Origin of the sequence: Bradyrhizobium sp. ISRA436 (genome assembly GCF_029910015.1) — a bacterium.
Taxonomy (GTDB): domain Bacteria; phylum Pseudomonadota; class Alphaproteobacteria; order Rhizobiales; family Xanthobacteraceae; genus Bradyrhizobium.
This window is the reverse complement of record NZ_CP094519.1, coordinates 4,988,383-5,015,159: the sequence shown is the minus strand read 5'-3', so window position 1 is coordinate 5,015,159 and position 26,777 is coordinate 4,988,383. Positions and strand designations below refer to the sequence as shown.

At 64.3% G+C, this 26,777-nt stretch carries 24 protein-coding genes; 15 read left to right on the top strand and 9 right to left on the bottom strand.

The window, feature by feature from the left end; all coding sequences use genetic code 11:
* Positions 1 to 323 precede the first annotated feature (323 nt).
* Both MTX23_RS23575 and MTX23_RS23570 read left to right on the top strand, forming a co-directional pair.
* The gene (locus MTX23_RS23575) at positions 324 to 1,253 is read left to right on the top strand and encodes an aspartyl/asparaginyl beta-hydroxylase domain-containing protein (protein WP_280972578.1); all 930 of its coding nucleotides are present in this window, start codon (positions 324 to 326) and stop codon (positions 1,251 to 1,253) included.
* Between the two features lie 146 nt (positions 1,254 to 1,399).
* Positions 1,400 to 2,077 carry a hypothetical protein gene (locus MTX23_RS23570; protein ID WP_280972577.1) on the top strand — a complete coding sequence of 226 codons (678 nt, stop codon included), beginning with the start codon at positions 1,400 to 1,402 and terminating at the stop codon, positions 2,075 to 2,077.
* A gap of 196 nt (positions 2,078 to 2,273) precedes the next feature.
* Here MTX23_RS23570 and MTX23_RS23565 read toward each other — a convergent pair whose 3' ends face one another.
* The 3 genes from MTX23_RS23565 to MTX23_RS23555 all read right to left on the bottom strand — a co-directional run bounded on the left by MTX23_RS23565 (position 2,274) and on the right by MTX23_RS23555 (position 5,153).
* Positions 2,274 to 2,408, bottom strand: a complete 135-nt coding sequence (locus tag MTX23_RS23565) for a hypothetical protein (protein WP_280972576.1) — start codon at positions 2,406 to 2,408, stop codon at positions 2,274 to 2,276.
* 168 nt (positions 2,409 to 2,576) lie between these two features.
* Positions 2,577 to 3,683: a trypsin-like peptidase domain-containing protein gene (locus tag MTX23_RS23560; protein WP_280972575.1), complete on the bottom strand. Its 1,107-nt coding sequence runs from the start codon at positions 3,681 to 3,683 to the stop codon at positions 2,577 to 2,579.
* A gap of 603 nt (positions 3,684 to 4,286) precedes the next feature.
* The gene (locus MTX23_RS23555; protein WP_280972574.1) at positions 4,287 to 5,153 is read right to left on the bottom strand and encodes an FkbM family methyltransferase; all 867 of its coding nucleotides are present in this window, start codon (positions 5,151 to 5,153) and stop codon (positions 4,287 to 4,289) included.
* 293 nt (positions 5,154 to 5,446) lie between these two features.
* Between MTX23_RS23555 and MTX23_RS23550 the strand changes: the two genes are divergently transcribed.
* The 3 genes from MTX23_RS23550 to MTX23_RS23540 all read left to right on the top strand — a co-directional run bounded on the left by MTX23_RS23550 (position 5,447) and on the right by MTX23_RS23540 (position 7,574).
* The gene (locus MTX23_RS23550; RefSeq protein WP_280972573.1) at positions 5,447 to 6,787 is read left to right on the top strand and encodes an MFS transporter; all 1,341 of its coding nucleotides are present in this window, start codon (positions 5,447 to 5,449) and stop codon (positions 6,785 to 6,787) included.
* A 37-nt stretch (positions 6,788 to 6,824) separates the two neighbouring features.
* Positions 6,825 to 7,202 carry an SPW repeat protein gene (locus tag MTX23_RS23545; RefSeq protein WP_280972572.1) on the top strand — a complete coding sequence of 126 codons (378 nt, stop codon included), beginning with the start codon at positions 6,825 to 6,827 and terminating at the stop codon, positions 7,200 to 7,202.
* 156 nt (positions 7,203 to 7,358) lie between these two features.
* Positions 7,359 to 7,574, top strand: coding sequence for a hypothetical protein (locus tag MTX23_RS23540; RefSeq protein WP_280972571.1), 216 nt, complete (start codon positions 7,359 to 7,361; stop codon positions 7,572 to 7,574).
* Between the two features lie 65 nt (positions 7,575 to 7,639).
* On the opposite strand, the gene MTX23_RS23535 is transcribed toward MTX23_RS23540, so the two are convergent.
* The 3 genes from MTX23_RS23535 to galE all read right to left on the bottom strand — a co-directional run bounded on the left by MTX23_RS23535 (position 7,640) and on the right by galE (position 11,300).
* On the bottom strand, positions 7,640 to 8,341 hold the full coding sequence (locus MTX23_RS23535; protein ID WP_280972570.1) for a fumarylacetoacetate hydrolase family protein: 702 nt from the start codon (positions 8,339 to 8,341) through the stop codon (positions 7,640 to 7,642).
* 34 nt (positions 8,342 to 8,375) lie between these two features.
* Complete coding sequence (locus MTX23_RS23530) at positions 8,376 to 10,187, bottom strand: ABC transporter ATP-binding protein (RefSeq protein WP_280972569.1); 1,812 nt, start codon at positions 10,185 to 10,187, stop codon at positions 8,376 to 8,378.
* A gap of 99 nt (positions 10,188 to 10,286) precedes the next feature.
* The gene (gene galE / locus MTX23_RS23525; protein ID WP_280972568.1) at positions 10,287 to 11,300 is read right to left on the bottom strand and encodes a UDP-glucose 4-epimerase GalE; all 1,014 of its coding nucleotides are present in this window, start codon (positions 11,298 to 11,300) and stop codon (positions 10,287 to 10,289) included.
* A 136-nt stretch (positions 11,301 to 11,436) separates the two neighbouring features.
* Here galE and MTX23_RS23520 point away from each other — a divergent pair, with 136 nt between their 5' ends.
* Entirely contained in the window at positions 11,437 to 12,477 is a 1,041-nt protein-coding gene (locus MTX23_RS23520; RefSeq protein WP_280978158.1) for a glycosyltransferase family 4 protein, read from the top strand.
* Here the strand turns inward: MTX23_RS23520 and waaF are convergent.
* Positions 12,459 to 13,523, bottom strand: a complete 1,065-nt coding sequence (gene waaF / locus MTX23_RS23515) for a lipopolysaccharide heptosyltransferase II (RefSeq protein WP_280972567.1) — start codon at positions 13,521 to 13,523, stop codon at positions 12,459 to 12,461. The genes MTX23_RS23520 and waaF overlap by 19 nt on opposite strands.
* A 137-nt stretch (positions 13,524 to 13,660) precedes the next feature.
* Here waaF and rfaD point away from each other — a divergent pair, with 137 nt between their 5' ends.
* The 6 genes from rfaD (at position 13,661) to MTX23_RS23485 (ending at position 21,592) form a co-directional block, all read left to right on the top strand.
* Positions 13,661 to 14,641, top strand: a complete 981-nt coding sequence (gene rfaD / locus MTX23_RS23510) for an ADP-glyceromanno-heptose 6-epimerase (RefSeq protein ID WP_280972566.1) — start codon at positions 13,661 to 13,663, stop codon at positions 14,639 to 14,641.
* A 17-nt stretch (positions 14,642 to 14,658) separates the two neighbouring features.
* Complete coding sequence (gene rfaE1, locus MTX23_RS23505) at positions 14,659 to 16,131, top strand: D-glycero-beta-D-manno-heptose-7-phosphate kinase (protein WP_280972565.1); 1,473 nt, start codon at positions 14,659 to 14,661, stop codon at positions 16,129 to 16,131.
* Complete coding sequence (locus tag MTX23_RS23500) at positions 16,128 to 17,414, top strand: O-antigen ligase family protein (protein WP_280972564.1); 1,287 nt, start codon at positions 16,128 to 16,130, stop codon at positions 17,412 to 17,414. The genes rfaE1 and MTX23_RS23500 overlap by 4 nt, the downstream gene beginning before the upstream one ends.
* 84 nt (positions 17,415 to 17,498) lie before the next feature.
* Positions 17,499 to 19,409 (top strand): nucleoside-diphosphate sugar epimerase/dehydratase, encoded by a 1,911-nt coding sequence (locus MTX23_RS23495; RefSeq protein WP_280972563.1) that lies wholly within the window; start codon positions 17,499 to 17,501, stop codon positions 19,407 to 19,409.
* A 39-nt stretch (positions 19,410 to 19,448) separates the two neighbouring features.
* Positions 19,449 to 20,663 (top strand): glycosyltransferase family 4 protein, encoded by a 1,215-nt coding sequence (locus MTX23_RS23490; protein WP_280972562.1) that lies wholly within the window; start codon positions 19,449 to 19,451, stop codon positions 20,661 to 20,663.
* Positions 20,660 to 21,592: an NAD-dependent epimerase/dehydratase family protein gene (locus MTX23_RS23485; RefSeq protein ID WP_280972561.1), complete on the top strand. Its 933-nt coding sequence runs from the start codon at positions 20,660 to 20,662 to the stop codon at positions 21,590 to 21,592. Before MTX23_RS23490 ends, MTX23_RS23485 begins: the two co-directional genes overlap by 4 nt.
* Before the next feature lie 24 nt (positions 21,593 to 21,616).
* Here the strand turns inward: MTX23_RS23485 and MTX23_RS23480 are convergent, their stop codons facing one another.
* Complete coding sequence (locus tag MTX23_RS23480) at positions 21,617 to 22,459, bottom strand: glycosyl transferase (protein ID WP_280972560.1); 843 nt, start codon at positions 22,457 to 22,459, stop codon at positions 21,617 to 21,619.
* On the opposite strand from MTX23_RS23480, the gene MTX23_RS23475 reads away from it, so the two are divergent.
* Positions 22,452 to 22,676 carry a hypothetical protein gene (locus MTX23_RS23475; RefSeq protein ID WP_280972559.1) on the top strand — a complete coding sequence of 75 codons (225 nt, stop codon included), beginning with the start codon at positions 22,452 to 22,454 and terminating at the stop codon, positions 22,674 to 22,676. The genes MTX23_RS23480 and MTX23_RS23475 overlap by 8 nt on opposite strands.
* Here the strand turns inward: MTX23_RS23475 and MTX23_RS23470 are convergent.
* On the bottom strand, positions 22,646 to 23,611 hold the full coding sequence (locus tag MTX23_RS23470) for a lysylphosphatidylglycerol synthase transmembrane domain-containing protein (RefSeq protein ID WP_280972558.1): 966 nt from the start codon (positions 23,609 to 23,611) through the stop codon (positions 22,646 to 22,648). The genes MTX23_RS23475 and MTX23_RS23470 overlap by 31 nt on opposite strands.
* 334 nt (positions 23,612 to 23,945) lie before the next feature.
* Between MTX23_RS23470 and MTX23_RS23465 the strand changes: the two genes are divergently transcribed.
* Entirely contained in the window at positions 23,946 to 25,358 is a 1,413-nt protein-coding gene (locus MTX23_RS23465; protein ID WP_280972557.1) for a mannose-1-phosphate guanylyltransferase/mannose-6-phosphate isomerase, read from the top strand.
* Positions 25,359 to 25,758: 400 nt separating this feature from the next.
* The gene (locus MTX23_RS23460) at positions 25,759 to 26,775 is read left to right on the top strand and encodes a Gfo/Idh/MocA family oxidoreductase (RefSeq protein ID WP_280972556.1); all 1,017 of its coding nucleotides are present in this window, start codon (positions 25,759 to 25,761) and stop codon (positions 26,773 to 26,775) included.
* The last annotated feature ends 2 nt before the right edge of the window (positions 26,776 to 26,777 follow it).

Genomic DNA, 26,777 nt, shown 5'->3' with positions numbered 1-26,777 from the left:
TCAATGGAAAAACCTGCCGCACGACGTCCACTTCGTTGGCTGTGCAATTTGAAGACGAAAGTCCGCAGGTGTGGCCGGCCTGACGCTTCACAATTGGTGAGCGAACGCTTACAAGAGCGGGCAGGGACGGCGCCTCGGCCACGCTTCCGGTTCGGTGCCGGATCCTGACGTTGAGCCAACTCGCTATGAAACAAGGGGAATTTCGCGGACGCGATGTGCTCTGATCCTCCGTCTGTCCTGGGCCACCGGCCAGCCGGATCGGCTGTTGCGGGACAGGGCGAGGGGAATGGACGGCGTCGGGGGGCCGCGATCATAGACGGATCATGTTGAGACAGCTCTTTGCGCCGCAGCTCGTTATTCTCTACGTGCTGGCGGCTTCCACGCTCTATGTGCACTTCCGCGGCAAGCAACGGCTGCGGTTCGCGCGCCAGCTCGGCGATCACTCGACCTATCTCGCGCCTTACAACGTGCTGATGTATGCGGGCTCGGCAGTGCCGAACACGCCGGTGATTCCGGTGGAGCAGTTTCCCGAGCTGAAGAAGCTCTCTGACAATTGGGAAACGATTCGCGACGAGGCGACGCGCCTGTTCGACGAAGGCTTCATCCGCGCCGCGGCGAAGAACAACGACTGGGGCTTCTATTCCTTCTTCAAGAGCGGCTGGAAGCGCTTCTACCTGAAATGGTACGATGACTTTCTGCCGTCGGCGCGCACGCTGTGCCCGAAGACGGTCGAGCTGTTGAACTCGATCCCGAACGTGCACGGCGCGATGTTCGCGATGCTGCCGCCGGGCGGCAAGCTGGGCGCGCATCGCGATCCCTTCGCCGGATCGCTGCGCTATCACCTCGGCCTGGTGACGCCGAACTCGAACCAGTGCCGCATTCTCGTCGACGGCGTCGAATGCGTCTGGCGCGACGGCGAGGCCTTCATGTTCGACGAGACCTTCATCCACAGCGCCGAGAACAAGACCGACGTCAACCGCATCATCCTGTTCTGCGACGTCGAGCGCCCGATGAAGTACGGCTTCATGACTAGGATGAACCGCTGGGTCAGCCACAACATCGTCAAGGCGTCGGCTACGCAGAACGTCGACGGCGAGCATGTCGGCGCGCTGAACAAGGTGTTCGGCAAGCTCTACGAGGTCCACCTCGCGAGCCGCAAGGTCAAGGAGTGGAATCGCAACGTGTACTACACGCTGAAGTACTCGGTGACCGCGCTGATCCTCGGCCTGATCGTGGTGTCGGCGCTGCGGTGATCGCAGCGGCCGTGTGACGCCGAAAACAGAGCTCCGGAGCCGGCCTCCGGGGCTCATTGTTTTCGGGGAAAGGATTCAGTTGCTTGCCTCCTATGGTTGGCAATAAGAGAATAGCAACTGCAAGTCTTTGGGGGTGAGGGGCTCGCGTGAAAAGGTCATTTTGGATTGTTGCCTTGTGCCTGTCATCGGCCGGCGCATGGGCGGGCGTGATCGTAACTCCGCGCGTGTCGGTGTTCGAGAAGGCCTTGAACGTCATCCTGGCGACGGCGGTGCCACAGATGTCGGAAGCGCTCCGGGAGCGGACAGTCAAGAATTATGAAGACGCGCCAGCCAACAAGGCGCAGGCCATCGAACTCACATCTGCCGGTCCATGGCGTTCGACCAATCATGAAGATCAGTCCGTGGCGGGCGACCGCGCATTGGAAGGTTGCCAATTGCGCTACGGCAAACCGTGCGCACTGATCGCGGTGAACGAGGAGATCGTGGCAGAGGGCCAATTGATCTCAAAAGATATGCCTCGACTGCATTACTCCGGCGAGTTCGCCCCGGCTCAAATTCCAGCTATTACCTTGGCGACAAGGCTCAAGCCCGAGGTCCAGAGTTACTTTGGGGCAGCGGAGCCGAAGGCCATGGCCATACACCCGTGGGGTCGGTTATTCGTATCAAAGGATAGGAAAAACCTCAGAGACAATGCCGACGTGGCTCTCGCCAATTGCAACAATGATCCGGTGCGAAAAGGAAGAGATGGAAATTGCTTCCTTTATGCACTCAACAACGACGTTGTCATTTCCAGGCGATTGCAAATCTTTCCTACGGCTCGCTAGAGCATGATCCGGAAAAGTGTGAAGCGGTTTTCCCTCGCGACAAACGCGGAACGCGTTTGCGCGGAGAGCATGCTCAAACAAGGAGCTAAAGTGCGATGACGATTCAACCTAATCTCATTGCGCTTTAGCGCATAGCTGAGATGACGGCGGACCACGCCTTGCGGCTAATCCGCCTTGCGCACTGAGCTCTGTTCGTTCAGACCCACGATTCCCGATTGGCTTCGACGCCGAGCGAACCGACCTTGGTGTCGGACACGGCAGCCATGTCGGCCGCCGTGATCGGCTGATCGACGATGAACAGATAGCATCCCGCCGAGACCACGCCGATCAAGGCGCCGACGAGCGCCGAACGACCCGGTCTTCTGCACGATCACGCCGGTCACGGTCGGCGCCAGCGGTCGCTGATCGCTCTCGCGCAATCACGATGATGTGTGAGGCAGGTGCACCGTGCCGATCATCGGCGCGTCGGCCGCGGATCACGCACGCGGCGTGATCGGTCTCAGCGAATGAGGCGATTTCTGTCGGCGAGCGCGCCGTTGCGGGCGAGCGGAGGCGCCACCCGAACGACAACGTCGGCGGGCCCGCCCTCGCGTTCGAGCGTGAGTCTGACGTCCTGGCCGATCCGGGCGAGGCCCACGAGATTGCGGAGCTGCGTCGCGGTGCGGATCGGGTGGCCGTCGGCCATGGTGACGACGTCGCCTTTGCGCACGCCTGCCCTCTCCGCAGGCGAATCCGCTGCGACCTCGGCGATGACAGCGCCTTCGCTGCGGCCCCTGTTGCTGGACGAGTGCAGGTCCTGCAGCGCGACACCGATGCGGCCGCGCTCGACGCGCCCGGTGGCGATGATCTGCTCCATCACCCGCCGCGCCATATTGACGGGGATCGCAAAGCCGATCCCGACATTGCCGCCGGCGGGCGAGATGATCGCCGAGTTGATGCCGACGAGCTCGCCGCGCAGGCTGACCAGTGCGCCGCCGGAATTGCCCGGATTGATCGCGGCATCGGTCTGGATGAAATCCTCGTAACCTTGCTTGGCGAGGCCGGTGCGGCCGAGCGCGCTGACGAGGCCCGAGGTGACGGTCTGGCCGAGGCCGAAGGGATTGCCGATCGCGAGCACGAAGTCGCCGACCTCGAGCGCGTCGCTGTCGCCGAGCGGAAGCGCCTTGAGGTCGCCAGGATTTTCAATCTGCAGCACGGCGACGTCGGTCGGCGGATCGCGGCCGATCACCTTCGCGGCGAACTGCCGGCTGTCCTTGGTCGTGATCTGAACGACCGATGCGCCTTCGACGACATGGTTGTTGGTCAGGACATAGCCGCGCTGGGCATCGACGATCACGCCGGAGCCGGCGGCGTTGACCTCGTGCTCGATCTGCTTCGGAACATCGAAGAACTCGCGGAAGACGGGATCGCGGTAGAGCGGGTTGTCCTCGCGCACCCGGCCATGCACGGAGATGTTGACGACCGCCGGCGTGATCCGGCGGACAAGCGGCGCCAGTGTCGGGACCGAGCCGCCCGTTCTCATATCGGGCACCTGGGCCGCGGCCGGATGCGTCGCCGCCAGCGCCAGCGCCACGAGACCAAGCGAGAACCAATGTGTACGAACCATCTTCGCCATCCACCGTTTCGCCTAGGTTCGAATTTGGAAAACTTTGTGGCCACACGCGGCGCCGTCACGCAAAAGTGGCGACGCACGGCCGGTGCGTGGCCGACGCGCCGGATCCGGACGCCAGCGCGGGCTTCATTACGCTGTCATCAACCGCTGCGAGGCAGCCGATCCGGTCTCACGGCGGAGTAAGAACTTGGCGAGCGGGGTGCCTTCGCGCTCCGATCGCTGGCGTCGAACTGCTACGGTTCAGCCCGGCATTCCGCACCGAGGGACCTTGTCATGTCGGAGTCGTCTGGAGATTTCGCCACCACCGCGCTGAGCGGATGCGAGTTGCTGGTCGATCCGCAGCTCAACAGGGGCACGGCGTTCTCCGAGGCCGAGCGCGAGGCGTCGGCAGCCCGTTCCCGCCGACCACGCGCGACAGCGTCCGGTTCAAGGTCGACCGGGCGCACAAGCAAGGTCTCACCGATGTTGCGATCGACCAGATCGAGCAGCGCGTCCGTGCCAAGGTCTGGACACCCCGTTACACGCGTGATCGGCCGCTCTACGGCCCCGCGACACGACGCGAGCGGGGCACCGTAGAACGGCTCCATCTCCAGGCAATCACTCCCTCATTGCATGGGTATCGTACCAGCCGGGCGGCGGGAACTGCGTCGCCGGATTCAAGTATTTTTTTGAACCCTTGAGGCGAAACATCTTCTCTTGAAGCTTGCCGACCATATTGAACATGCTTTTCGCGCCGCCGCCGAACAGTCCAAGGTCTCCATTGATCGCATATCCGCGAAATATGCCTTTGTAGAGCTCGATGGCTTCAAGCGCACTGACCCATGCTCCAGGCAACTCATTTCCGAAAAGGCCGCTGCTTCCGGTCCTGAACTGCCAATCGACAAACTTTCCTTCCTTCGGAATGGCTGGACATTTCTGCATGGAGACGAGTGACTGGTCTATTATTCTGTACTTCCGGTATCCCAGCTTTTCGAAGGTCTCGAACTCTTTGATGAGCCTTTTCCAGCTTGTCTTGTCAGACTCGATGGATACGAACTTGGGCAGCTCGGAAAGGCCCTCCAGAGACGCCAGGGCATCGAGGTCGTTGCCTTCGATATCGATCTTGCAGTATCGCGGGACGCCGTGCTGCTTCAAAATGTCCGCGAGTTTAGCGGCTTGTATCTTCAACGTTCGGCCCGCGCCTGCGCCAAAACCTTTGTTTCTCTCGGACCAATCCGGATTGGTTGTTCCCCATTCCGAAACTCGATCGTCGACATAAAAGTTGACGTTGCCAGGCGAGTTGGAAACGGCAACATTGACCACTGAGAGCGCGCCCGACGTGACGTATTCCGAAAAGCGCTTGCTGATGGATTCGCAGAATTCCGGCATCGCCTCTATGGCGACGACGCGAAATCCCTTTCTCAAGTAGAATTCAGTATCCTCGCCCTTGTGGGCGCCCACGTCGTAAATCAGGGTCTCGTCCATGGCTGGTCCTTTGCGTGCCCCAAGGGCCAAGAGGGTAATTGGGAAAGTGACAATTGAGGGGCTGTCGCGCTTTCCAGGCGGCTTGCATAAGAGCTGTGAAGCGTAATCCGCCATTCGGTGCGCGGGGCGATGGCCGATACGCCTTCGGCTCGTCTCGTCCGGCCTGCAGCCGACTAAAGTTCTAGCCTCCGGTTCCACCTCGGCTGGAACCCTTGGGCCGCAGTGTCCGTTTGTGATCGGGCGACACAATCACCCAAATTCCACGCGGGGGCTTGTCTGAGGGAGACAATCCCATGGCAACATTTGGCCTCGACGCCACCCGGCTTAGTCCGTCCGAGCATCAGCTCCAGCTTCGTCGCGCCGTCATCGCCTCCACGGTCGGAACCGCGATCGAATGGTATGACTTCTTCCTCTACAGCACCGTCACCGGCCTGGTGTTCGCGAAGCTGTTCTTTCCGCATTCCGATCCCTGGGTCGGTACGCTGGAGGCCTTTGCGATCTATGCGGTCGGCTTTGTCGCGCGCCCGATCGGTGCTGCGATTTTCGGGCACTATGGCGACCGCATCGGCCGCAAATCGACGCTGATCGCGACGCTGCTGCTGATGGGACTGGCGACCGCCGCGGTCGCGGTGGTGCCGACCTATTCGAGCATCGGCATCTGGGGCGCGGTGATCCTGACCGCGCTGCGCTTCATCCAGGGCGTCGGCGTCGGCGGCGAATGGGGCGGCTCGGTGTTGATGTCGATGGAGTGGGCGCGCAACGACCGCTCGCGCGGGCTGATCGCCTCGTGGCCGCAGTTCGGCGTGCCATGCGGCCTGTTCCTCGCCAATCTCGCCGTGCTGGCGTTCAGTCAGATGTCAGGCGATCAGTTCCTGGCCTGGGGCTGGCGCATTCCGTTCGCCCTCAGCCTCATCCTGGTCGCCGTCGGCCTCTACATCCGGCTCGGCATTCTGGAAACGCCAGTGTTCTCGAAGCTGCTCGCCGAGCGTCAGCTCGACCGAACGCCGATGCTGACGGTGATCAAGGAATATCCGCGGGAGATTCTGCAGTCCGCGTTCGCGCGCATGTCCGAGCAGGCGCCGTTCTACGTCTTCACAGCCTTCGTGTTCTCCTACGGCATCGGTACGCTTCACCTCACGCGCGACCTGCTGCTGACCGCGGTGCTCGCGGCTTCGGTGGTGTCGTTCGTCGCGATCCCGGTGTCCGGGTACGTGTCCGACCAGATCGGCCGCAAGAACATGTACATGATCGGGGCCGTCGTGACCGGCGTCTTCGGCTTCATCTACTTCGCGATGCTCAATACCGGATCGGAGCCGATCATCTTCCTCGCGATCGTGCTGTCGCTGATCCCGCACGACATGCAGTACGGCCCGCAGGCCGCTCTGATCGCCGAGAGCTTCACCGGACGCCTGCGCTACAGCGGCGCGTCGCTCGGCTATCAGCTCGCATCTGTCATCGCCGGCGGCCCCGCGCCGCTGATCGCAGCGTGGCTGTTTGGCACCCTCAAGTCCGCGACCGCGATCGCAATCTATATCGCGATTTGCGCGGTCATCACGCTGATCGCGACCGCGCTGATGACCGACTACACGGGCAAGGATATCAACGCGGTCGGCGCGCATGAGCGGCGGGCTTGAAGCAGCGAGAGTTTGAAGCAGCAAGGGAGGCATCGACATGATCAAATGGCGAAGTGAATCGGCGCTTGATCTCTACAATCTGGTGGCATCCATCTTCCTGCTCGCCGCACCGTGGCTGTTCGCGCACGCCAACCAGACGGCGGCGATCGATCTCAGGACCAGCGGTGCCGTGATCGCCGTGCTGTCGCTGGCGGCGATTGTTGCGTTTTCTGTCTGGGAAGAGTGGGTCAACGTGTTCGTGGGCTTGTGGCTGATCGTCTCGCCATGGCTGCTCGGCTTCACCCATAGCCGAGCGATGCATTTCAGCATCGCCGCCGGTGCGGTGGTGGCGTTCATGGCGCTGCTCGAGCTGTGGCTGGAATATGAGAAGACGCATCTCGGCCCGTCTGCGGCACGGGCCCCCGAAAAGCATTAGAGAAGACCGGCCGCCCAAATCCTGCAAACCGTTGCTCGCCTTGATCAGGCGCTCGCGCGCCGGTGATCGGGCGTGATGAAATAACTTCGACCACAAATCGTTCTTGGTCACAGGAGCGGGGCTTGCCCCGGCTTCCACCACCCTGTGGAGAAACCTATGACCAAATTGACCTTCGTGGCGGTTGCTCTGGTTGCGGCAGCTGCATATTCGGCTCAGGCTTCCGCCGCCGGCGGCAATGCCGCGTCACGGCGCGCCCATGCGTCGACAACGGCCAGCAGCAAGACCGTCGATTGCATGCGCGCGCCGAACGTTGGATCGTTCGCGACCGCTCCGTTTACGGAGCCGCCCTGCATGCCCGGCACGATGCGCTGAGCACACGCCCAGCAAAAAGCCCCGGACGGGACGTCCGGGGCTTGGCGTGATTTTTTGAGGTTGGCTTATTCCGGCTTGCCGATCGCGACCCTCAGCGTGCCGACGCCGTCGACGCCGCATTCAAGCTTGTCGCCGGGTTGGAGCTGGGAGACGCCGGCCGGGGTGCCGGTCATGATGATGTCGCCGGCGGCGAGCTTCACCTGCTGGGAGAGCTGCCAGATGATTTCCGGCACGCTCCAGATCAGCTCGGTGAGATCGCCCTTCTGGGCTTCCTTGCCGTTGACGGTAAGCCAGATCTTGCCCTTCGAGGGATGGCCGATCTTCGACGCCGGCTCGATCGCGGAGCAGGGCGCGGAATAGTCGAACGATTTGCCGACTTCCCACGGGCGCTCCTTCTTACGCGAAGCAATCTGCAGGTCGCGGCGGGTCAGGTCGATGCCGACCGCATAGCCATAGACATGCTCGAGCGCCTTGTCGGCGGGGATGTTCAGCCCGCCGCTCTTCATCGCGACCACCAGCTCGACCTCGTGATGCAGGTCCTTGGTCAGCGGCGGATAGGGAATGGTGGCGCCGTCGGGCACCAGCATGTCGGCATGCTTGGCGAAGAAGAACGGCGGCGCGCGCTCGTCGTTGCCCATCTCGCGGATATGCTCGAGATAGTTGCGCCCGACGCACCAGATGCGGCGCACCGGGTAGGCGCTCGCCTCGCCGACAACGGGAAGCGAGGGCTGCGGCGGAAGCGGGATGACGTAGGAGGCGGCGTTCATGAGGCGGTCTCGCTGCTCTTGAGGTGAACTTGATCTAGCCGGTGGCGCTGATCGGCGCCAACGCCAGCGGGGACGGGTCGTGGTGATGCTGCAGGCGGAAGAACGAGGCGTAGCGGCCGCCGCGGCGCAGCAGCTCCTCGTGCCGTCCGCGCTCGACGATCTCACCGCCCTCGACCACCAGAATCGCGTCGGCATGCATGATGGTGTGCAGGCGGTGCGCGATCACGATCGTGGTGCGGTTCTGGCAGAGATGCTCGATCGCCTCCTGCACCTGCTTCTCGGATTCGGAATCGAGCGCGGCGGTGGCCTCGTCGAGCAGGATGATCGGCGCGTTCTTGATCAGCGCGCGGGCGACCGCGATGCGCTGGCGCTGGCCGCCGGAGAGCTGGGTGCCGTGCTCGCCGACCGGCGTGTCGTAGCCGAGCGGGAAGCTCATGATGAAATCGTGTGCGCAGGCGGCCTTCGCCGCCTCGATGATCTCGGCCTCGGTGGCGCCCTCCTTGCCGAAGGCGATGTTGGCGCGGATGGTGTCGCGGAACAGATAGACGTCCTGGCCGACATAGGCCGTCTGCTGGCGCAGCGACTTGCGCGACACCGACGAGATCGACTGCCCGTCGATCAGGATCTCGCCCTCGCGCGTCTCGTAGAAACGGAGCAGCAAGGCGAGCACCGTCGACTTGCCGCCTCCGGAGGGGCCGACCAGCGCGGTGACCTTGCCCGGCTCGGCGACGAAGCTCATGCGGCTCAGCACCGGCTCGCCGTCGCGATAGGCGAAGCTGACGTCGCGCAATTCGATCATCGCGTCGGAGAGCTTCAGCGCCGGCTTGTCGTCGTCGGCCTGCTCGCTCGCCGGGCTGTCGACCACCTCGAGCAGCATCCGCGCACCGACCAGCTGGCTGTTGAGGTCGATGTTGAGCCGCGCCAGCCGCTTGGCCGGCTCGGTCGCCATCAGGAAGGCGGTCAGGAAGGAGAAGAACTGGCCCGGGGTGGCGCCGAGTGCCACCACGCTGTAGCCGCCATAGAGCAGGCAGCCGGCGACCGCAAAGCCGCCGAGCATCTCCATCAGCGGATTGGAACGGTTGGCGACGCGCGCCATCTTGTTGGCGTTGCGCTCGACGATCGCGATGTTCTCGTCGATTCGCTGCTGCATGGTGTCTTCGAGCGTGAACGCCTTCACGGTGCGGATGCCCTGCAGCGATTCCTGCATCGTCTCCAGGATGTCGGCGGTGCCCGTGAACTGGTTGTAGGCGAGGCCCTTGATCCGCTTCACCAGCTTGCGCAGCACCAGCATCGCCGGCGGCACCGCGACGAGCCCGATGAACGACATCAGGGGATCCTGCCACACCATCACACCGATCATGGCGACCAGCATCAGGAAGTCGCGGCCGATCGCATTGACCAGCATGTTGAGCACGTCGGTGATCGACTTGGCGCCGGCCGTCAGCCGCGCCAGGAATTCCGACGAATGCCGTTGGGAGAAGAAGCCGATGCTCTCGCTCATCAGCTTGGCGAACAACCGTCTTTGATTGCTGGCAAGGATGGCGTTGGAGATCTTGTTGAGGATCACCATGTGGCCGTAGGTCGCCACGCCTTTGATGAACAGCAACACGACCGTAATTCCGGCAAACATGGCGATGCCGGGGATGTTCTTATCGATATAGGCCTGATTGATCACCTGGCCGAGCACGTATGTGGCGCCCGCGGTCGAGCCGGCCGCAACGGCCATCAGCGCGAACGCCACCAAATAGCGCCGCCAGTAAGTGACCCCCTGTTCCATGACCAGACGGCGAATCAGGATCGCCGCGCCATAGGGATCGTCGGTGATTTTCTTTGGAAACTGGGCCATCCGCGTTCCATTGACGACAGGGCTTGCCGGCCGTCAGGGTTGCGGAAACCTCCTTGCCCGCTTGTCGGCGCTTTTTCAAGCCCAATAACGGCTTGATTTTCAGGCTGATTCTGCCTGCAGCGGGAGCCCGCCGCGCTCCCGGAACAGCTTCTCTTCCCAGTTCAACGCGTGGTTCGCGATGGTCTCGAGATTGTCGTAGCGCGGCGTCCAGTCGAGCAGCGCGCGGATGCGGCCGGTATCGGCCACCATTGTCATGATATCGCCGGGCCGCCGTGCCGCATAGGCGACGGCGAAATTGCGCATCGAGACACGGCGCACGGCCTCGATCGTCTCGAGCACGGAATAGCCGCGGCCATAGCCGCAGTTCAGCGTCACCGATTGGCCGCCGGCGCGCAGGTAGGACAGCGCCGAACGATGCGCCTCGACGAGGTCGCTGACATGGATGAAGTCGCGAATGCAACTGCCGTCATGCGTCGGATAGTCGGTGCCGAACACGTCGATCTTGGCGCGCTGCCCGGTCGCGGCCTCGACCGCGATCTTGAGCAGATGGGTAGCGCCGACGGTGGCAAGGCCGGCCCGTCCTTTCGGGTCGGCGCCGGCGACGTTGAAATAGCGCAGCACGACGTAGCCCATGCCATGGGCGGTGGCGACGTCGTGCAGCATGATCTCGGTCATCAGCTTCGACGAGCCGTAGGGCGACAGCGGCCGCGTCGGCGCAATCTCGGGCACCGGCACGTGGTCCGGATTGCCGTAGACGGCGGCGGTCGAGGAGAAGATGAAGCGGTTGACGCCGCCCTTGACCGCGGCATTGAGCAGGCTGCGGGTCGTCATGGTGTTGTTGCGGTAATAGCCGAGCGGATCGCGCATCGAGTCCGGCACCACGACAGAGCCGGCGAAATGGATAATGCTCTCGATCTTGTGCTGGGCGATCACGCCCTCGACGAGGTTCTCGTCGCCGGCGTCGCCGATGAACAGCGGCACGCCCTCGGGCAGGAATGAGGAGAAACCTGTGGAGAGATTGTCGATCACGACGACGCTTTCGCCGGCATCGACCAGCGCGTGAACCATATGACTTCCGATGTAGCCGGCGCCGCCGGTCACAAGCACGGTCATGGATCCTGCTCTCCCGTTCTATTTGCCGGGGATGCTAGCGGCGTCGCGGTGAAGAGGGGGTTTCGTCGCGGCTGAACTGGCCACTATGCTTAATGTTGCGTATAGGAACTGGCGCGAAACGGAGACTTGCGTGCCGATCGAGAACATATCTGCCGGCGAGCTCGAACTTATCGTGCCGAACCTGCACAGACGCTATTCAGGCGTCACCGCGACCAACCGCATGGTCGCGCCGAAACTCGCGCGGATGTTTCGCGCGGCATGGTTCGGCACGCATCGGCCCGACGGCATTGCGGCGATGGGATTTCTCGATCTGATGCGGCTGTGGCGCCGCCGGACGCCTCTCATCTGGCACGCGCGGCGCAACGACGAGATGATCGCGGGGCTCCTGCTGCGCGGGCTCGGCTGGCCGCTGAAGCTCATCTTCACCTCTGCGGCGCAGCGTCATCACACCTGGCTGACGCGCTGGCTGATCCGTAAGATGGACGCGATCATCGCGACCAGCCCGCTGTCGGCATCCTATCTCAAGCGTGAAGCGACGGTGGTGATGCACGGAGTCGACACCGATCGCTACGCGCCGCCGGCCGATCGTGCGGCGGCCTTTGCCGAGAGCGGATTGCCGGGCCGCTATGCGATCGGATGCTTCGGCCGCGTGCGCGCGCAAAAGGGCACCGACGTCTTCGTCGACGCGATGTGCAGGCTATTGCCGCGCTATCCCGATTTCACCGCTGTGATCGTCGGCGCCGTGGTGCCGGAACAGCAGACGTTCGCGAACGACCTGAAGCGACGCATCGAGGTCGCGGGTCTGCAATCGCGCGTGATCATCACCGGCGAGCTTCCGATCGAAGACGTCGTGCGCTGGTACCAGCGGCTGACGATCTACGCCTTCACCTCGCGCAACGAGGGCTTTGGCCTGACCTTGATCGAGGCGATGTCGGTCGGCGCGGCGCTGGTGGCGGCGCGGGCAGGGGCCGCGGAGTTCGTGGTCGAGGACGGCATCACCGGTGTGCTGACGCCGCCTGGCGACGTCGATGCGTTGGTGGCGGCGCTGGAGCCGCTGATGCACGATCCGGCAGCGGCGACGGCGATGGGTGCGCGGGCGCAGGCGCGGGCTGTGGATAAGTTCAGCCTGGACGCGGAAGCGAACGCGATCGCCGCGCTTTACCGGACGCTGATCTGAGCCAGCACGCGTTGGGCAGTCTCGACGACGTCGACCGCGGGGAGGTCGCGCATGCAGCGATGGTCGTTCATCCGGCAGATCGTGCTCTGGCACGGTTGGCACGACAGCTTCGCCTTGGTCTGCTGCATGGTGGCGGCGAGGCCGTTGATGGGGGCCCAGAGATAGGGGCTGGTCGGGCCGAAAATGCCCATGGTTGGCGTGCCGATCGCAGCCGCGATGTGCATCAGCCCGGAATCGTTTGATATCGCAACGCTGGCCGCGGCCATCGCGAGCACGCCATTGCGCAGGTCGGTGCCGGTGAGATCGCGGACCCGGGCGCCGCCGGCTGCGACGATCTCCTGCGCCAGCGGTTTTTCGGCAGGGCCGCCGATCACCCAGACGTCAAATCCACGCTCGGCGAACAGCCGCGCCGCCTCCGGATAGTAGGTCCAGCGCTTGGACGCGCCGACCGAGCCTGGCCCCAATGCGACAGCCGGGCCCGTGCCCAGGTCGTTGGCCTGCCGCCATCGCGCGATCTCGTCGGCGGGAACCTGGAGCTGCGGCACCGGCCATTCCGACGGCAGTGCCGCGCCGCCGGGCAGCGCGAGCGAAGCATTCTGGTCGATGAACCGCGGCAGCTTCTTCTCGCCCCACCGCATCGAATTGATCAGGCCGAACCGGGCCTCGCCGAAGAAACCGACCCGCTCCGGGATGCCGGCCAGTGTCGGCGCAATGGCGGACTTCCAGGTGCCCGGCAGCACCAAGGCGGTGGCGTAGTTCCGGCTCCGGAGTTCGGCCGCGAGCGTCCGCTGCCGGCCGAGCGCCAGCCGGCTCCGGGGCAGGTCGGACACAATTCCGGCGCGAACCCCCGGCATGTAATCCACCAGGGAGGCACACAGCCGGGTGACCAGCAGGTCGACCGGTCGATTGGGCCAGCGCTTCCGGAGCACCCGGATCACGGTGTGGCCACGCACAAAATCCCCAATCCACATATAGGGGATGACGAGAATCGGACGGGTGTCCGCGGCATCTTCTGTCTCGATCCCTAGTATTGAATCGCTATTCATATCTAAAAGTGTGCCAAGCCGGACCGGTTGTGGCCCCGTCGGTAACCGGTTCGCGTCTGGAGGTAAAGCCGTCGTTGCTTGCGGCGCGGGAGTGGGGCAAAGCTGGCGGCTGCAGTGGACTTGGGTGGGATTTCGCAATGTTTCTGGTAACCGGGGGTGCCGGTTTTATCGGATCGAACGTCGTCGCCGCGTTGAATGACGCCGGGCGCAGTGACGTCGCGGTCGCCGACATTCTCGGGCACGAGGGCAAGTGGCGGAACCTGGCCAAGCGCCAGCTCGCCGATGTCGTGCCGCCCGCCGAGCTCGGCCACTGGCTGGAGGGGCGGCGTCTCGATGCCGTCGTTCATCTTGGCGCCATCTCGGAGACCACCGCGACCGACGGCGACCTGGTAATCGAAACCAATTTCCGCCTGTCGCTGCGGCTGCTCGACTGGTGCACGGCCAACCGTGCGCCGTTCATCTATGCTTCATCGGCGGCCACCTATGGCGACGGCCATCAGGGCTTCGATGACGATCCATCGGTCGCGGCGCTGAAGCGATTGCGGCCGATGAACCTCTACGGCTGGAGCAAGCAACTGTTCGACCTCGTGGTCGCCGAGCGCGCGGCGAAGGGGGAGCGGCTGCCGCCGCAATGGGCGGGGCTGAAATTCTTCAACGTGTTCGGCCCGAACGAATATCACAAGGGTCCGATGATGAGCGTGCTGGCGCGCCGTTTCGATGACATAAAGGCGGGCCGCGTTGTGCAGCTGTTCAAGTCGCACCGGGAGGGGATCGCCGACGGCGACCAGCGCCGCGACTTCATCTATGTCGACGACGTCGTGCGGGTGATGATGTGGCTGCTCGCAACCCCATCGGTGAGCGGGCTCTTCAATGTCGGAACCGGCAAGGCGCGCAGCTTCAAGGATCTCATCGTCTCGGCGTACAGCGCGCTCGGCGCGAAGCCGAACATCCAGTACGTCGACATGCCCGAGCAGATTCGCGGCAGTTACCAGTATTTCACGCAGAGCGAGGTCGATCGCCTGCGGCGCGCCGGCTATAACGGCGGCTTCACGGCGCTCGAAGATGCGGTCGATGCCTATGTGAAGGGTTTCCTCGACCGCGCCGATCGATATCGCTGAGCGGGGCACGGTCACAGATGTTCGATTTTGAAGCCCTGTTGCATGCAATGTCCGGCCAGACTGTGCTCTGCGTCGGCGACCTCATGCTCGACGAGTTCGTGTATGGCGAGGTGTCGCGAATCTCGCCGGAGGCGCCGGCGCCGGTGATCGCGGTCGGGCGCAGCGAGACCAATATCGGTGGCGCCGGCAATGCCGCGCGCATCGTTGCCTCGCTCGGCGGGCGCTGCATCTTCATCGGTCTGATCGGCGAGGACGATGCGGGCGCCAGGCTGCAGGCCGTGCTGGGTCGGGAAAGCCGGATCGAGAGCATATTGGTGCGCGATCCCGGCCGGCCGACCACACGGAAGGTGCGCTTTGTGTCCGAGCACTTCTCGACGCATATGCTGCGCGCGGACTGGGAGCAGGTGGTGCCTGCTTCCGCCGAGGTCGAGCAGAAGCTGATCGACGCCATCCTGCCGCAGCTGGCACGCGCCGACATCGTGCTGCTGTCTGATTACGCCAAGGGCGTGCTGACGGCGCGGGTGATCCGCAATACGATCGACGCCGCGCGCGAGCGGGGCAAGTCGGTGATCGTCGACCCGAAGAGCCTCAATTTCGCGATCTATCGGGGCGCCACGCTGCTCAAGCCGAACCGCAAGGAGTTCGCCGAAGCGACGCGGAGCCGTGCCGATTCGGACAGCACGATCGCGGCCGCCGCCGAGGACGCGATGCGGCTCGCCGATTGCGAAGCCATGCTCGTGACGCAGGGCGAGCACGGCATGACGCTAGCGCTGCGCGAGCGCGGTGTCATCCACGTGCCGGCGTTACCGGCGAAGGTGCGCGACGTGTCGGGTGCGGGCGACACGGTGGCCGCGACGTTGGCGTTGGCGCTGGCCGCAAAGGCGGATTGGGAGGCGGCGCTCAGGATGGCGACCGCGGCCGCCGCGGTAACGGTCGGCAAGACCGGCACCGCGATCGTCGGGCCGGACGAATTGCGGCGGCGAATCCTGCCGCATGCGTCGCTTGCGGCAGAGGAAAAGATTGTCGCGGCCGGCGGCGATATCGACACGCATCTGGCGGAATGGCGCAGGCAGGATCTGCGCATCGGCTTCACCAATGGTTGCTTCGACATCCTGCATCCCGGCCACGTCAAGGTGCTGACCGCGGCGCGCGGCGCCTGCGACCGTCTCGTTGTCGGATTGAACAGCGACGCCTCGGTGAAGCGGCTGAAGGGAGAGGGGCGCCCGGTGCAGGACGCGCAGGCGCGCGCGGAGGTGCTGGCGGCGCTGGAAGCCGTCGACCTCGTCGCGATCTTCGAGGAGGACACGCCGATCAACCTGATCACGAAGGTGCGGCCGAGCGTGCTGGTCAAGGGTGGCGATTACACCCGCGAGCAGGTGGTCGGCCATGAGATCGTCGAAGCGTGCGGCGGCGAGGTGCTCCTGGTCGATATCCTGGCCGGGCACAGCACGACGTCACTGGTCGATCGGGCCCGCGGGGGTAAGGCGTGAGCGCGAGCACGACCACATCCGGCGCGGCGCTGCCCGCCTGGCGCGATCCGGCGCGGTGGGCGACGACGACCGACGTGATCGCGGTCCTGATTGCGCTGTCGCTGCCGTGGTCGACCTCGCTGGTCGGCATCTTCGGGGTGCTGCTGCTGATCGCGGTCGCACCGACAATCGACCTGAGGGCGTTCTGGACGCTGGTGAAGCGGCCGATCTGCGCGGTGCCGGCCGCGCTGTTCGCCCTTGCGCTCGTCGGCACGCTCTGGTCGGACGCCGCCTGGGGCGCGAGATTGTATGCGGTCGAGCCGACCGCGAAGCTCCTGGTGCTTCCGTTCCTGTTCTATCATTTTGAGCGCTCGAGGCGTGGAACGTGGGTGTTCACGGCTTTCCTCGTGTCCTGCACGCTGCTGATGGTGATGTCCTGGCTGGTGCTGGTGTATCCCGGCCTCTCGCTGAAGCCGCCTGGCGGCGTCGAACGCGGCATCTTCGTCAAGGACTACATCAACCAGAGCCAGGAATTCACGCTCTGCGCCGTCGCGCTGGCCTATCCCTTCGTCATGCTCTTGCAGGCCAAGCGCATCGCGCTGGCCGTGCTGCTGGTCGTGATCGCCCTGAGCTTCTTCGCCAACATGGCGTTCGTGGTGGTGTCGCGGACTGCGCTGGTCACGGTCCCGATCATGTTCGCGGTGTTTGCGCTGCTCCATCTGCGCTGGCGCAGTATCACGCTGATTCTGTGCAGTGCCGCCGTGCTTGCTGTGGTGGCGTGGTATTCCTCGCCGCAGTTGCGATGGACCGCCGAGACGTTTACCCGCGACTACCAGCTCTACAAGGAGCGCAACGAGCCGACCTCGATCGGCTTGCGGCTCGAGTTCTGGCGAAAGTCGCTCGGCTTCTTCGCCGAGGCGCCGATCATCGGCCACGGCACCGGGGCGACGCGAGGCCTGTTCGAGCGTGTCGCGACGCACGTCCAAAGGCAGGCCTCGAGCGAGGTGATAGGCAATCCGCACAATCAGACATTGAACGTCGCCGTGCAGTGGGGCATTCTGGGGGTCGTGATCCTTTATGCCATGTGGATCCTGCACCTCTTGCTGTTCCGCGGCGGCGGGCTCGGCAACTGGATCGGGCTCCTCGTCGTGGTGCAGAATATTTTTACTTCATTGTTCAATTCACACATCTTCGATTTTCACGAGGGCTGGATGTACGTACTGGGTGTCGGAGTCGCCGGCGGCATGGCGCTCAAAACGCGATCGGCGGCGAGCGTGGAACCTGAACGTTCAATCCATCCATGATCGCTGGCATGACCGACGCAGATACGCTATCAGCCTTGATATCCTATCGCAAAACCCACAGTTGCTGCTAAGCCGCCCGCATACATGACGCGCCTCTCACAATTCACTCTGCGCAACTTCCTGATTCTGATCCATGACGCGCTTGTGACGGCGTTTGCGCTGGTGGCGAGCTTCTATCTGCGTTTCGAGGGCGGTCTTCTTACGGACAGGTTGCCGCTGTTGATGCGCGTCCTGCCGTGGTTCGTGTTGTTCAGCATCGTGGTCAGCTATCTCTGCAACCTGACCACCGCGAAATGGCGCTTCACGTCGCTGCCGGACGCCGTGAACATCGTGCGCGTCGCGGCGGTGCTCACGCTGGCGCTCGTGGTGCTGGATTACGTCTCCATTTTCACCGAAACGAGCTCGCACGGCGTCTTTCTGGGACGCGTCACGATCATCCTGTTCTTCTTCCTCGAGGTGTTCGGACTGAGCGCGTTGCGCCTCGGCTACCGCTATTTCCGCTATTCGCGCACGCGTCTTCATGCCCGCTCGGACAACGCCGCGCCGGCGCTGCTGGTCGGACGCACCGCCGACGCGGAAGTCGTGTTGCGCGGCATCGAGAACGGCGCCATCAAGGGGGTGTGGCCGGTCGGGATGCTGTCTCCCTCGGCCGCCGATCGGGGCCAGAAGATTCGCAATATTCCTGTCGTTGGCGGGGTCGACGACATCGAGCCGGTGATTCGCGACTTCGGCGTTCGCCAGCGGCCGATCAAACGGGTGATCATGACGCCGTCGGCGTTCGAGCCGGAGGCCCATCCGGAAAGCGTGCTGATGCGCGCCAAGCGACTCGGCCTGATGGTCAGCCGGCTGCCGTCGCTGGAGGGCGGCGATACGCCGCGGCTGACCAATGTCGCGGTCGAGGATCTGTTGCTGCGTCCGAGCCACAAGATCGACTATGCGCGGCTCGAGACCCTGGTGAAGGGCAAATCGGTGATCGTGACCGGCGGCGGCGGCTCGATCGGAGCGGAAATCTGCGATCGCGTCGCGACCTTCGGCGCGGCACGCCTGCTGGTGATCGAGAATTCAGAGCCGGCGCTTTATTCGGTCACCGAAGCACTGTCGGCCCGCGATACCGGCGCGGTGGTCGAGGGCCGGATCGCCGACATCAGGGATCGCGAGCGCATCACGCGGCTGATGAGCGACTTCAAGCCCGACATCGTGTTCCATGCCGCGGCGCTCAAGCATGTGCCGATCCTGGAGCGCGACTGGAGCGAGGGCGTCAAGACCAACATCTTCGGCTCGGTGAACGTGGCCGACGCGGCGCTGGCCGCCGGCGCCACCGCGATGGTGATGATCTCGACCGACAAGGCGATCGAGCCGGTGTCGATGCTCGGGCTGACCAAGCGCTTTGCCGAAATGTATTGCCAGGCGCTCGACCACGATCTGATGGCCGAAGCCGACGGCAAGCCGCATATGCGCCTGATCTCGGTGCGCTTCGGCAACGTGCTGGCCTCCAACGGCTCGGTGGTGCCCAAGTTCAAGGCCCAGCTCGAGGCCGGCGGCCCGATCACCGTCACGCATCCGGACATGGTCCGCTACTTCATGACGATCCGCGAGGCCTGCGACCTCGTGATCACGGCGGCCACGCATGCCATGACGCCGGCGCGGCCCGACGTCTCGGTCTACGTGCTGAACATGGGACAGCCGGTCAAGATCGTCGATCTTGCCGAGCGGATGATCCGCCTGTCCGGTCTGCAGCCCGGGGTCGATATCGAGGTCGTGTTCAGCGGCATTCGCCCCGGCGAGCGGCTGAATGAGATCCTGTTCGCAAGCCAGGAGCCGACCATCGAGATCGGCGTCGCCGGCATCATGGCGGCCAAGCCGAACCAGCCTCCGATGTCGACCCTGCGCGAGTGGCTTGCAGCGCTGGAGGACGCCATCGAGAGGGATGATCGGGTGACCATTCGTGCCGTGCTGCGTGACGCCGTGCCCGAATTCGGATCGAATGCCGCCTGATCGCGCGGTTGCGTGGCAGGACCATCTCGAAAGCCATTGATGCGCAAGCCTAACAAAGTCGTTGTCGTCAGCCAGCACTATCCGCCGGATCACAGCACGACTGCCGCGATCATGGCCGCGATCGCCGAGCGGATCGCGCAGGACGCGGAGGTCGTGGTGGTGTCCGGCATGCCGGGCTCGGCGAGAGAGCCCGCGCCGGGACGGCCGACCGTGGTCGAGATCTGGAATTGGCTGCCGGACAAGGCCGCGCTGATCAAGCGCGCTCTGGCCGAGACCTTGTTTACCTGCCGGATCTTCTTCACGCTATGGACGCGGCTGCAGCGCGGCGACGTGGCCCTGACGGTAACCGCGCCCTTCGTGCTCCCCTATGCAGTGGCCGTCGCGGCAAAGCTGAAAGGGGCGAAGTCGGCACTGATCCTGCATGACCTGTTTCCCGATGTGCTCGTCATGGCCGGGCTGCTGAAGCCGTCGTCTCTCTTCGCACGCGCGATGCGGGCGATCAGCGGGCTGATGTTCCGCGCGCTGAACGCGGTCATCGTGATCGGCCGGGACAGCGAGAAGCTGTTGCTGCGGTACCGTGGAATGATACCCGACAAGATCAGGTTCATTCCGAACTGGACCACGCTGGTGCCGGGCATCCGTCCCGTGGACCCCGACAATCCGTTTCGCAAGGCGATCAGTGCTCGTTTCGTTGTCGGTCTGTCCGGCAATCTCGGGTTCACCCACGATCCGGAGATTGTGTTCGAGGCGGCGCGGCTGCTGCGCGGCGAAGGCGATATCCATTTCCTGCTCTCGGGCTGGGGCATGGGCTTCGACCGGTTGAAGGATATGCAATCCAGAGACCGGTTGGCCAACGTCACGCTGGTCGATCGCGTCGCCGACGGCGATCTCGATGCGCTGCTCTCCAGCGCCGATGTCTGGCTGATTCCCTATCGCAAGAACGTCGCGGGCGTGTCGGTGCCGAGCCGGTTCTACAACCTGCTCGCCGCGGGCCGTCCCGTCATTCTCATCTCCGAACCCGAGGCCGAGGCCGCGCTCACCGTGAAGGAAAACGCGCTCGGCTGGGTCGTGGCACCCGGCCGGCCGGATCAACTCGCCGACGCCATCAGGCTGGCGTCGCGCTCGCAGGACGCCGCGATGGCCGAGCGTGCGGTTGCGGCAGCGCGGACCTTCAGTCCCGAACGGGCCCTTGGCAGTTACGTCGCGCTCGTTGGCGAGCTATTGTGCAATCGCGATGTGGAGCGGACGGCATGAGCGACGGTCGACCGACGGTTCTGGTCACGGGGGCGAGCGGCTTCGTCGGCCGCCACGTGGTGCCCTTGCTGGCCCGCAACGGCTGGGTGGTGCGGTGCGCCGTGCGGACCCCGCCCCAGGACGCAAACGACGTGACGATCGATGCGCTCGGACCAGCCACCAATTGGCGCGATGCGGTTGCCGGCGTGGACGCGGTGGTGCATCTCGCCGCGCGCGTTCATTACCAGAAGGAAGAGCACGCGATCGAACTCTACCACAACGTCAATGTCGGGGGGACGCTGCATCTGGCGCGGTCCGCGATGGACGCTGGCGTGCGAGACTTTGTGTTCATCAGCACGATCCTGGTTCACGGCCGCAGCAACAACGGGCGTCCACCGTTCCGTGAGGACGATACACTGACGCCGCGCAGCCTCTACGGAATGTCGAAGGCAGCTGCGGAAGCCGGCTTGAGGGAATTGGTGGCGGGCAGCGGCATGAGGGTGACCGTGGTCCGCCCACCCATGATCTATGGCGCTGGAGCAAAAGGGAACTTTGCGTTGCTCGAAAAAGCCGTGAAACGCGGTATTCCACTTCCCCTGGCCAACATCCACAACCGTCGTGCATTCCTTTCGGTGGAGAATCTCGCTTCGTTTGTCCTCCACCGGCTCTCGCATCCGGGGCGGGACTTCGACGTGTTTCTCGTGGCTGACAGCGAGCAGGTGTCGACGCCGCAATTTGTCGAGCGTCTGGCCCATGCAGCGCAGACTTCACCACGTCTGTTCTGGCTTCCGGCGCCACTGCTGAGCGCACTGCTCAACGTCAGTGGTCGAAGCGAGGCCAATGACAGCTTGCTCGGTTCGCTCGAACTAGATCTGTCGAAACTCGCCACGATTGGGTGGCGGCCGCCGATCAGCCTCGATGACGGCCTGAAACTCGCCCTGCGTCCGTGATCATCCTGATACGGCCATCGCCGATCAAGCCGTCCGCGGTCGCGAGAACCGCCGCAGCAGGAGGGCGACCGCGAGCGCACCGGCTAGCAGCAGGGCGACATCGGCGGCAAGGGAGTTCAGCGCGACCGAGGCGATGGCAAGCAGTGCCAGCACGACATTGAGCGCGAAGACCTCGCCGACGACGCGCCATACCGCAAATCCGTTGTCGGTTGCGCGCTGATAGAAGTGCGAACGGTGCGCGGCCCAGAATGGCTCGCGCCGCGCCATCCGCCGAAGCAGTGTGACCGTCGCATCCGCCAGGTAGTACAGCGGCAGGAGCAGCGCGGCAGCGAATTGCTGATGCAGCGCGAGCTGCAGCAGACACCAGCCGAGCAGCAGGCCGATCGGCAGGCTGCCGACATCGCCAAGGAAGATCCGTGCGACCGGCCGGTTGAACGGGGAGAAACCGAGCAGGGCCCCGCACAGCGCGGCGGCGACGATCGTCGTCGCAGCCGGGACATGGCCGAAGCTGCCGAGCAGGGCGACTGCCACCGTGATAGGCGCGGCTTCGGCTGCTGTCATCAGGTCAAGCCCATCCATGAAGTTGACGAGGTTCACGAACCAGAGGCCGGCGACCAGCAGCAAGGTGCGTTCGAGCCACAACGGGCAGGCCGGAACGATCCGCAGATCGCCCGGCGCGGCGAACACCACGACCGCGACGGCCGCAGCTTGCAGCAACAATCGGGGGACAACGGGCAGGGGGCGAACATCGTCGGCGAAACCCACCACCGCGATGAACAGGCTGGCCGCGAACACCACGAAGGGAACCGTCAAATCCGACAATCCGGCCAGCACGAGGACGATCCCGCCTGCGAGCAGCGTGGCCACGGTGACCGCGATGCCGGCGCCTTGTGGGGTTGGAACCTTGTGTGACGAGCGGGCATTCGGTTTCGCCAGCGCCACGCGCAGCAGCATCGGCCGCGTCGCCTGGATCAGCATGGCCGAGATCGATGCGGCCAGAACCGCTGCGATGAAGGACAGGAGAATTTCGAAACTGGTCATTGCGGTCGACGACTATTCCGATGCCGGCACTTTGATCGGCTGAGCGCCCTTGGCAGCTTTTTCCGGGCTAAGGATCCACACCAGGCCGCCGAAGATGCCGACCAGGAATGATATCGCGCCAAACAGCAGCGAGACGTTGACGCCTTCACTTGAGATCAACCCGGCATATCCGAAGGCCAGTCCCATGGTGGCTTCGCGCACCCCCCAGCCCGCGATCGAGATCGGCATCATCGTGATCAGCATCACCGGCGGCAAGAGCTGGAAGATCTGACCGAACGTGACCGGGGCCGCGATCGATCGCACCACGCACCAGCCGATCACGGCCGTGACCACGTGAATCATCAGGGAAAGTACGATGACCTTCAGCCCGCGGTTACAGCTGAACAGCACACGGTTCGCAATCACGGCACAGGCATGCACGTGATGCGTCGCCCACCACCGCTTCAGCCACGGCCACGGCAACATGCCGATCAGCAGGAAGCCGAATCCGGCTGCGAGCGCGGCAAGGTCCAGCAGCAGCAGAGCCGTCCAGCCGCGGGGATCGGAGATCAACCGGTAGCTCCACGGCAGGGTTGCTGCGATGACGACGGCAAGCGCGACGAGTCCGATCGCGCGATCGACGAAGATCGAGTAGGTGGCCGCGCGCCAGCCCGCGCCGTTGCGCGCGACGAGCCACAGCCGCACCGCGTCGCCGCCGATCGAGGACGGCAGCGTCTGGTTGAAGAAGGTGCCGATCAAGTTGAAGCGCATCGCCTGCGCGGTCTCCAGCGGCGCGCCGCATTCCACGCTGATCTCCCGCCAGCGCAACACTCCGAGAAAGATCTGGCCGAGCGTGACCGCGATCGCAAGCCCAAGCCAGCCCAGGCTCTCGACCTGGATGCGCGAGGCGAGGTCATAGAGATTGACCTTGCGCAATGAGAGATAGAGCAGCGCGGCCGAGATCAGTATCTTGAGGGTAGAAAGCAGGATTCGGCGCATTTCGCCCGCGCTTGCCAGGGTTCAGAATGTGTCAAAAACCGCGCAAATGGCCTGCGCGCCCAAATTCGCCGCCTTGGTATGGTTTCCGCATCGATCTGGCAATAGCTGTGCGGCTCTTATTGCGGCCAGCCTGACGAGGGGGGTAAAGAGGCCAGAAGGCGACTGTCGGCCGCGCACCGGGGTTACAATACCGGTAAAATCCGACCTGACGCACGGGATCGCATGATGTTACACCGTAACAGTGCTTCCCGGGCAACAGGGGCGTCGATCACGGCCGCCTTCGCGCAAAATTTGATGTGTCATCCGCGGACACGACAGGACTTGAGGCATATCGATGGACCGGCGAATTATCCCCCTGATCATGTGCGGTGGCGCGGGTACGCGGCTGTGGCCGGCCTCACGCGAGGTGCATCCGAAGCAGTTCCTGTCGCTGTTCGGGGCGCGCTCGACCTTCCAGGAGACGCTGCTGCGGGTCGCGGACCCGACCCTGTTCGAGCGGCCGATCGTGATCACCAACGAGGCCTATCGCTTCATGGTGCTGGAGCAGCTCGCCGAGATCGGCCGCGAGGCCGACGTGCTGCTCGAGCCGATGCGGCGCGATTCCGGCCCGGCGATCGCCGCCGGTGCGGCGTTTGCGCAAACCCGTGACAGTGATGCGGTCGTGCTGGCGCTCGCCGCCGATCATCTGGTGCGCGACACGTCAGCCTTCGTCGCGGCGTGCCGCGAGGGGCTGGCGGCGGCGGAGCAGGGCCGCATCGTGACCTTCGGCGTCAAGCCGGAACGGCCGGCGACCGAATACGGCTACATCAGCCCGGGCGAAGTGGTCGCCGGCGAGGTGCGCGCGGTCGCCAAATTCGTCGAGAAGCCGGATGCCGAAATTGCGGCCGGCTATATCGATGCCGGCTATCTCTGGAACAGCGGCAACTTCATGTTCCGCGCTTCGGTGCTGCTCGATGAGTATCGCAACGTCGACGCGGACAGCGTGACTTCCGTCGAGCAGTCGGTGGCCGAGGCTGCGCGCGATCTCGGCTTCGTCAAGCTCGACCCGCCGGCGTTCGGCGCGGCCAAGGCGATCTCGATCGACTATGCGGTGATGGAGAAGACTGCGCGTGCGGCGGTGGCGCCGGTGGCCTGCGGCTGGTCCGACATCGGCTCGTGGCGCCAGGTCTGGGAGCTCTCCGACAAGGACAGCCAGGGCAATGCGGCGCGGGGAATTGCGGTGTTCGAGGACTCCCGCAACTGCAACGTCGCGACCGACCGCGCGCTGGTCGCACTCGAAGGCGTCGACGATCTTGTCGTGGTGGCGACCCAGGATGCCGTGCTGGTGTCGCGGCAGAAGGACGCCAACGGGCTGAAGCGGCTGGTCGCGAAACTGAAGGTAACCGCGCCCGAGGTGACGGAGAGCCACATCAAGGTGCACCGGCCCTGGGGCTCCTACCAGTCGGTCGACAATGGCGACCGCCACCAGGTCAAGCACATCATCGTCAAGCCGGGCGGGCGGCTCAGCCTGCAGAAGCACCATCACCGCTCCGAGCATTGGATCGTGGTGCGCGGCACCGCGCAGGTGACGGTCAACGAGCTGATCAAGACCGTGCACGAGAACGAATCGATCTACATCCCGATCGGCGCGGTGCACCGGCTGGAGAACCCGGGCAAGATCCAGCTCGAGCTGATCGAGGTGCAGACGGGGAGCTATCTCGGCGAGGACGACATCATCCGTATCGAGGACGACTACCGGCGCACCTGAGAGCCTGTAGGCCCATCCAGTCCCACCATTGCGAGGAGCCCGACGAAGCAATCCATGCTTCCGCGCATGCAGCGTGATGGATTGCTTCGCTGGCGCTCGCAATGACGGGAATGGAGCTGCGGCCCAATCTTTCCCCGCGATCCTGACACGAGGCGGCCTCCCGCGCCCAAAAGGGCTCACCGGACGATGTAACTCTTTGAATCAAAACGTGTCCGGATATCGTCCTTGTCAATCGCCACATTTGTGGCGCCGTGCTATAGCGGCTGCCAACGAAGCGGGTCGTGGTTCGCGCCAAAAGCGCCAAACAGGGGATAGAGCCTTGGTGCTGATTCCCCTTGGGGCCGGGGTGGCTCCCTGAGAAGCCGGGACAACCGCCAGAACGTCAGTTGGGGTCTACAATATGAATGCAAAAGTGTCCGCATCGGGCGCGAAGGCCGATATCAAGCGCGCACTGCGCGTCGGCGTGATCGGCGCCGGCGTGATGGGCAGCAATCATGCCCGCGTGCTGGCCGGGCTGCCCGGCGTCGTGCTGGTCGGAATCGTCGATCCGCTTCCGGAGCACCGCTCGCGCGCCACTGACCTCGTCGGCTGCCGCGCGTTCGAGACCCTCGACGCACTGCTTGCGGAGGACGTCGATGCGGTGACGATCGCGGCCCCCACCCACCTGCATCACGACATCGCGCTGACCTGCATCGCACGCAACATCCACATCCTGGTCGAGAAGCCGGTCGCATCCACGGTTGAGGAGGGCCGCCAGATCGTTGCCGCCGCACAGCGCGCCGGCGTGACGCTGATGGTCGGCCATGTCGAGCGCTTCAATCCGGCGGTCGCTGCGATCAAGCAGGCGATCTCGGGTGAAGATATCCTGTCGATCGGTATCACTCGCGTCGGTCCGTTCCCGCCGCGGATGTCCAATGTCGGCGTCGTGATCGACCTCGCAGTGCACGACATCGACCTGATTCGCTGGTTCACCGAATCCGACATCGTCGAGGTGCAGCCGCAGCTGTCGAGTGCTGTTGCCGAGCGCGAGGACATCGCGCTGCTGCAGTTCCGCACCGCCTCCGGTGTGCTCGCTCACATCAACACCAACTGGCTAACGCCGTTCAAGGCGCGCAACGTCACGGTGGCAACCCGCGGCAAGTACGTGATGGGCGACCTGCTGACGCGCCAGGTCACTGAATGTTTCGGCTTCAAGCCTGACGGCAGCTATTCGATGCGGCATCTGCCCGTCGGCCACGACGAGCCGCTGCGCGCTGAGCTGATCGCCTTCCTTGATGCGGTACGTACCGGCAAGCTGCCGGCGGTGTCGGGCGACGAGGGCGTGGCGAGCCTCGAGATCGCGATTCGCTGCCTGGAATCGCCCGCCAAGCCTGCCGCCTCCACGGCGCTCAAGGGACCGCGCCGCGTCGTCGGCTGATG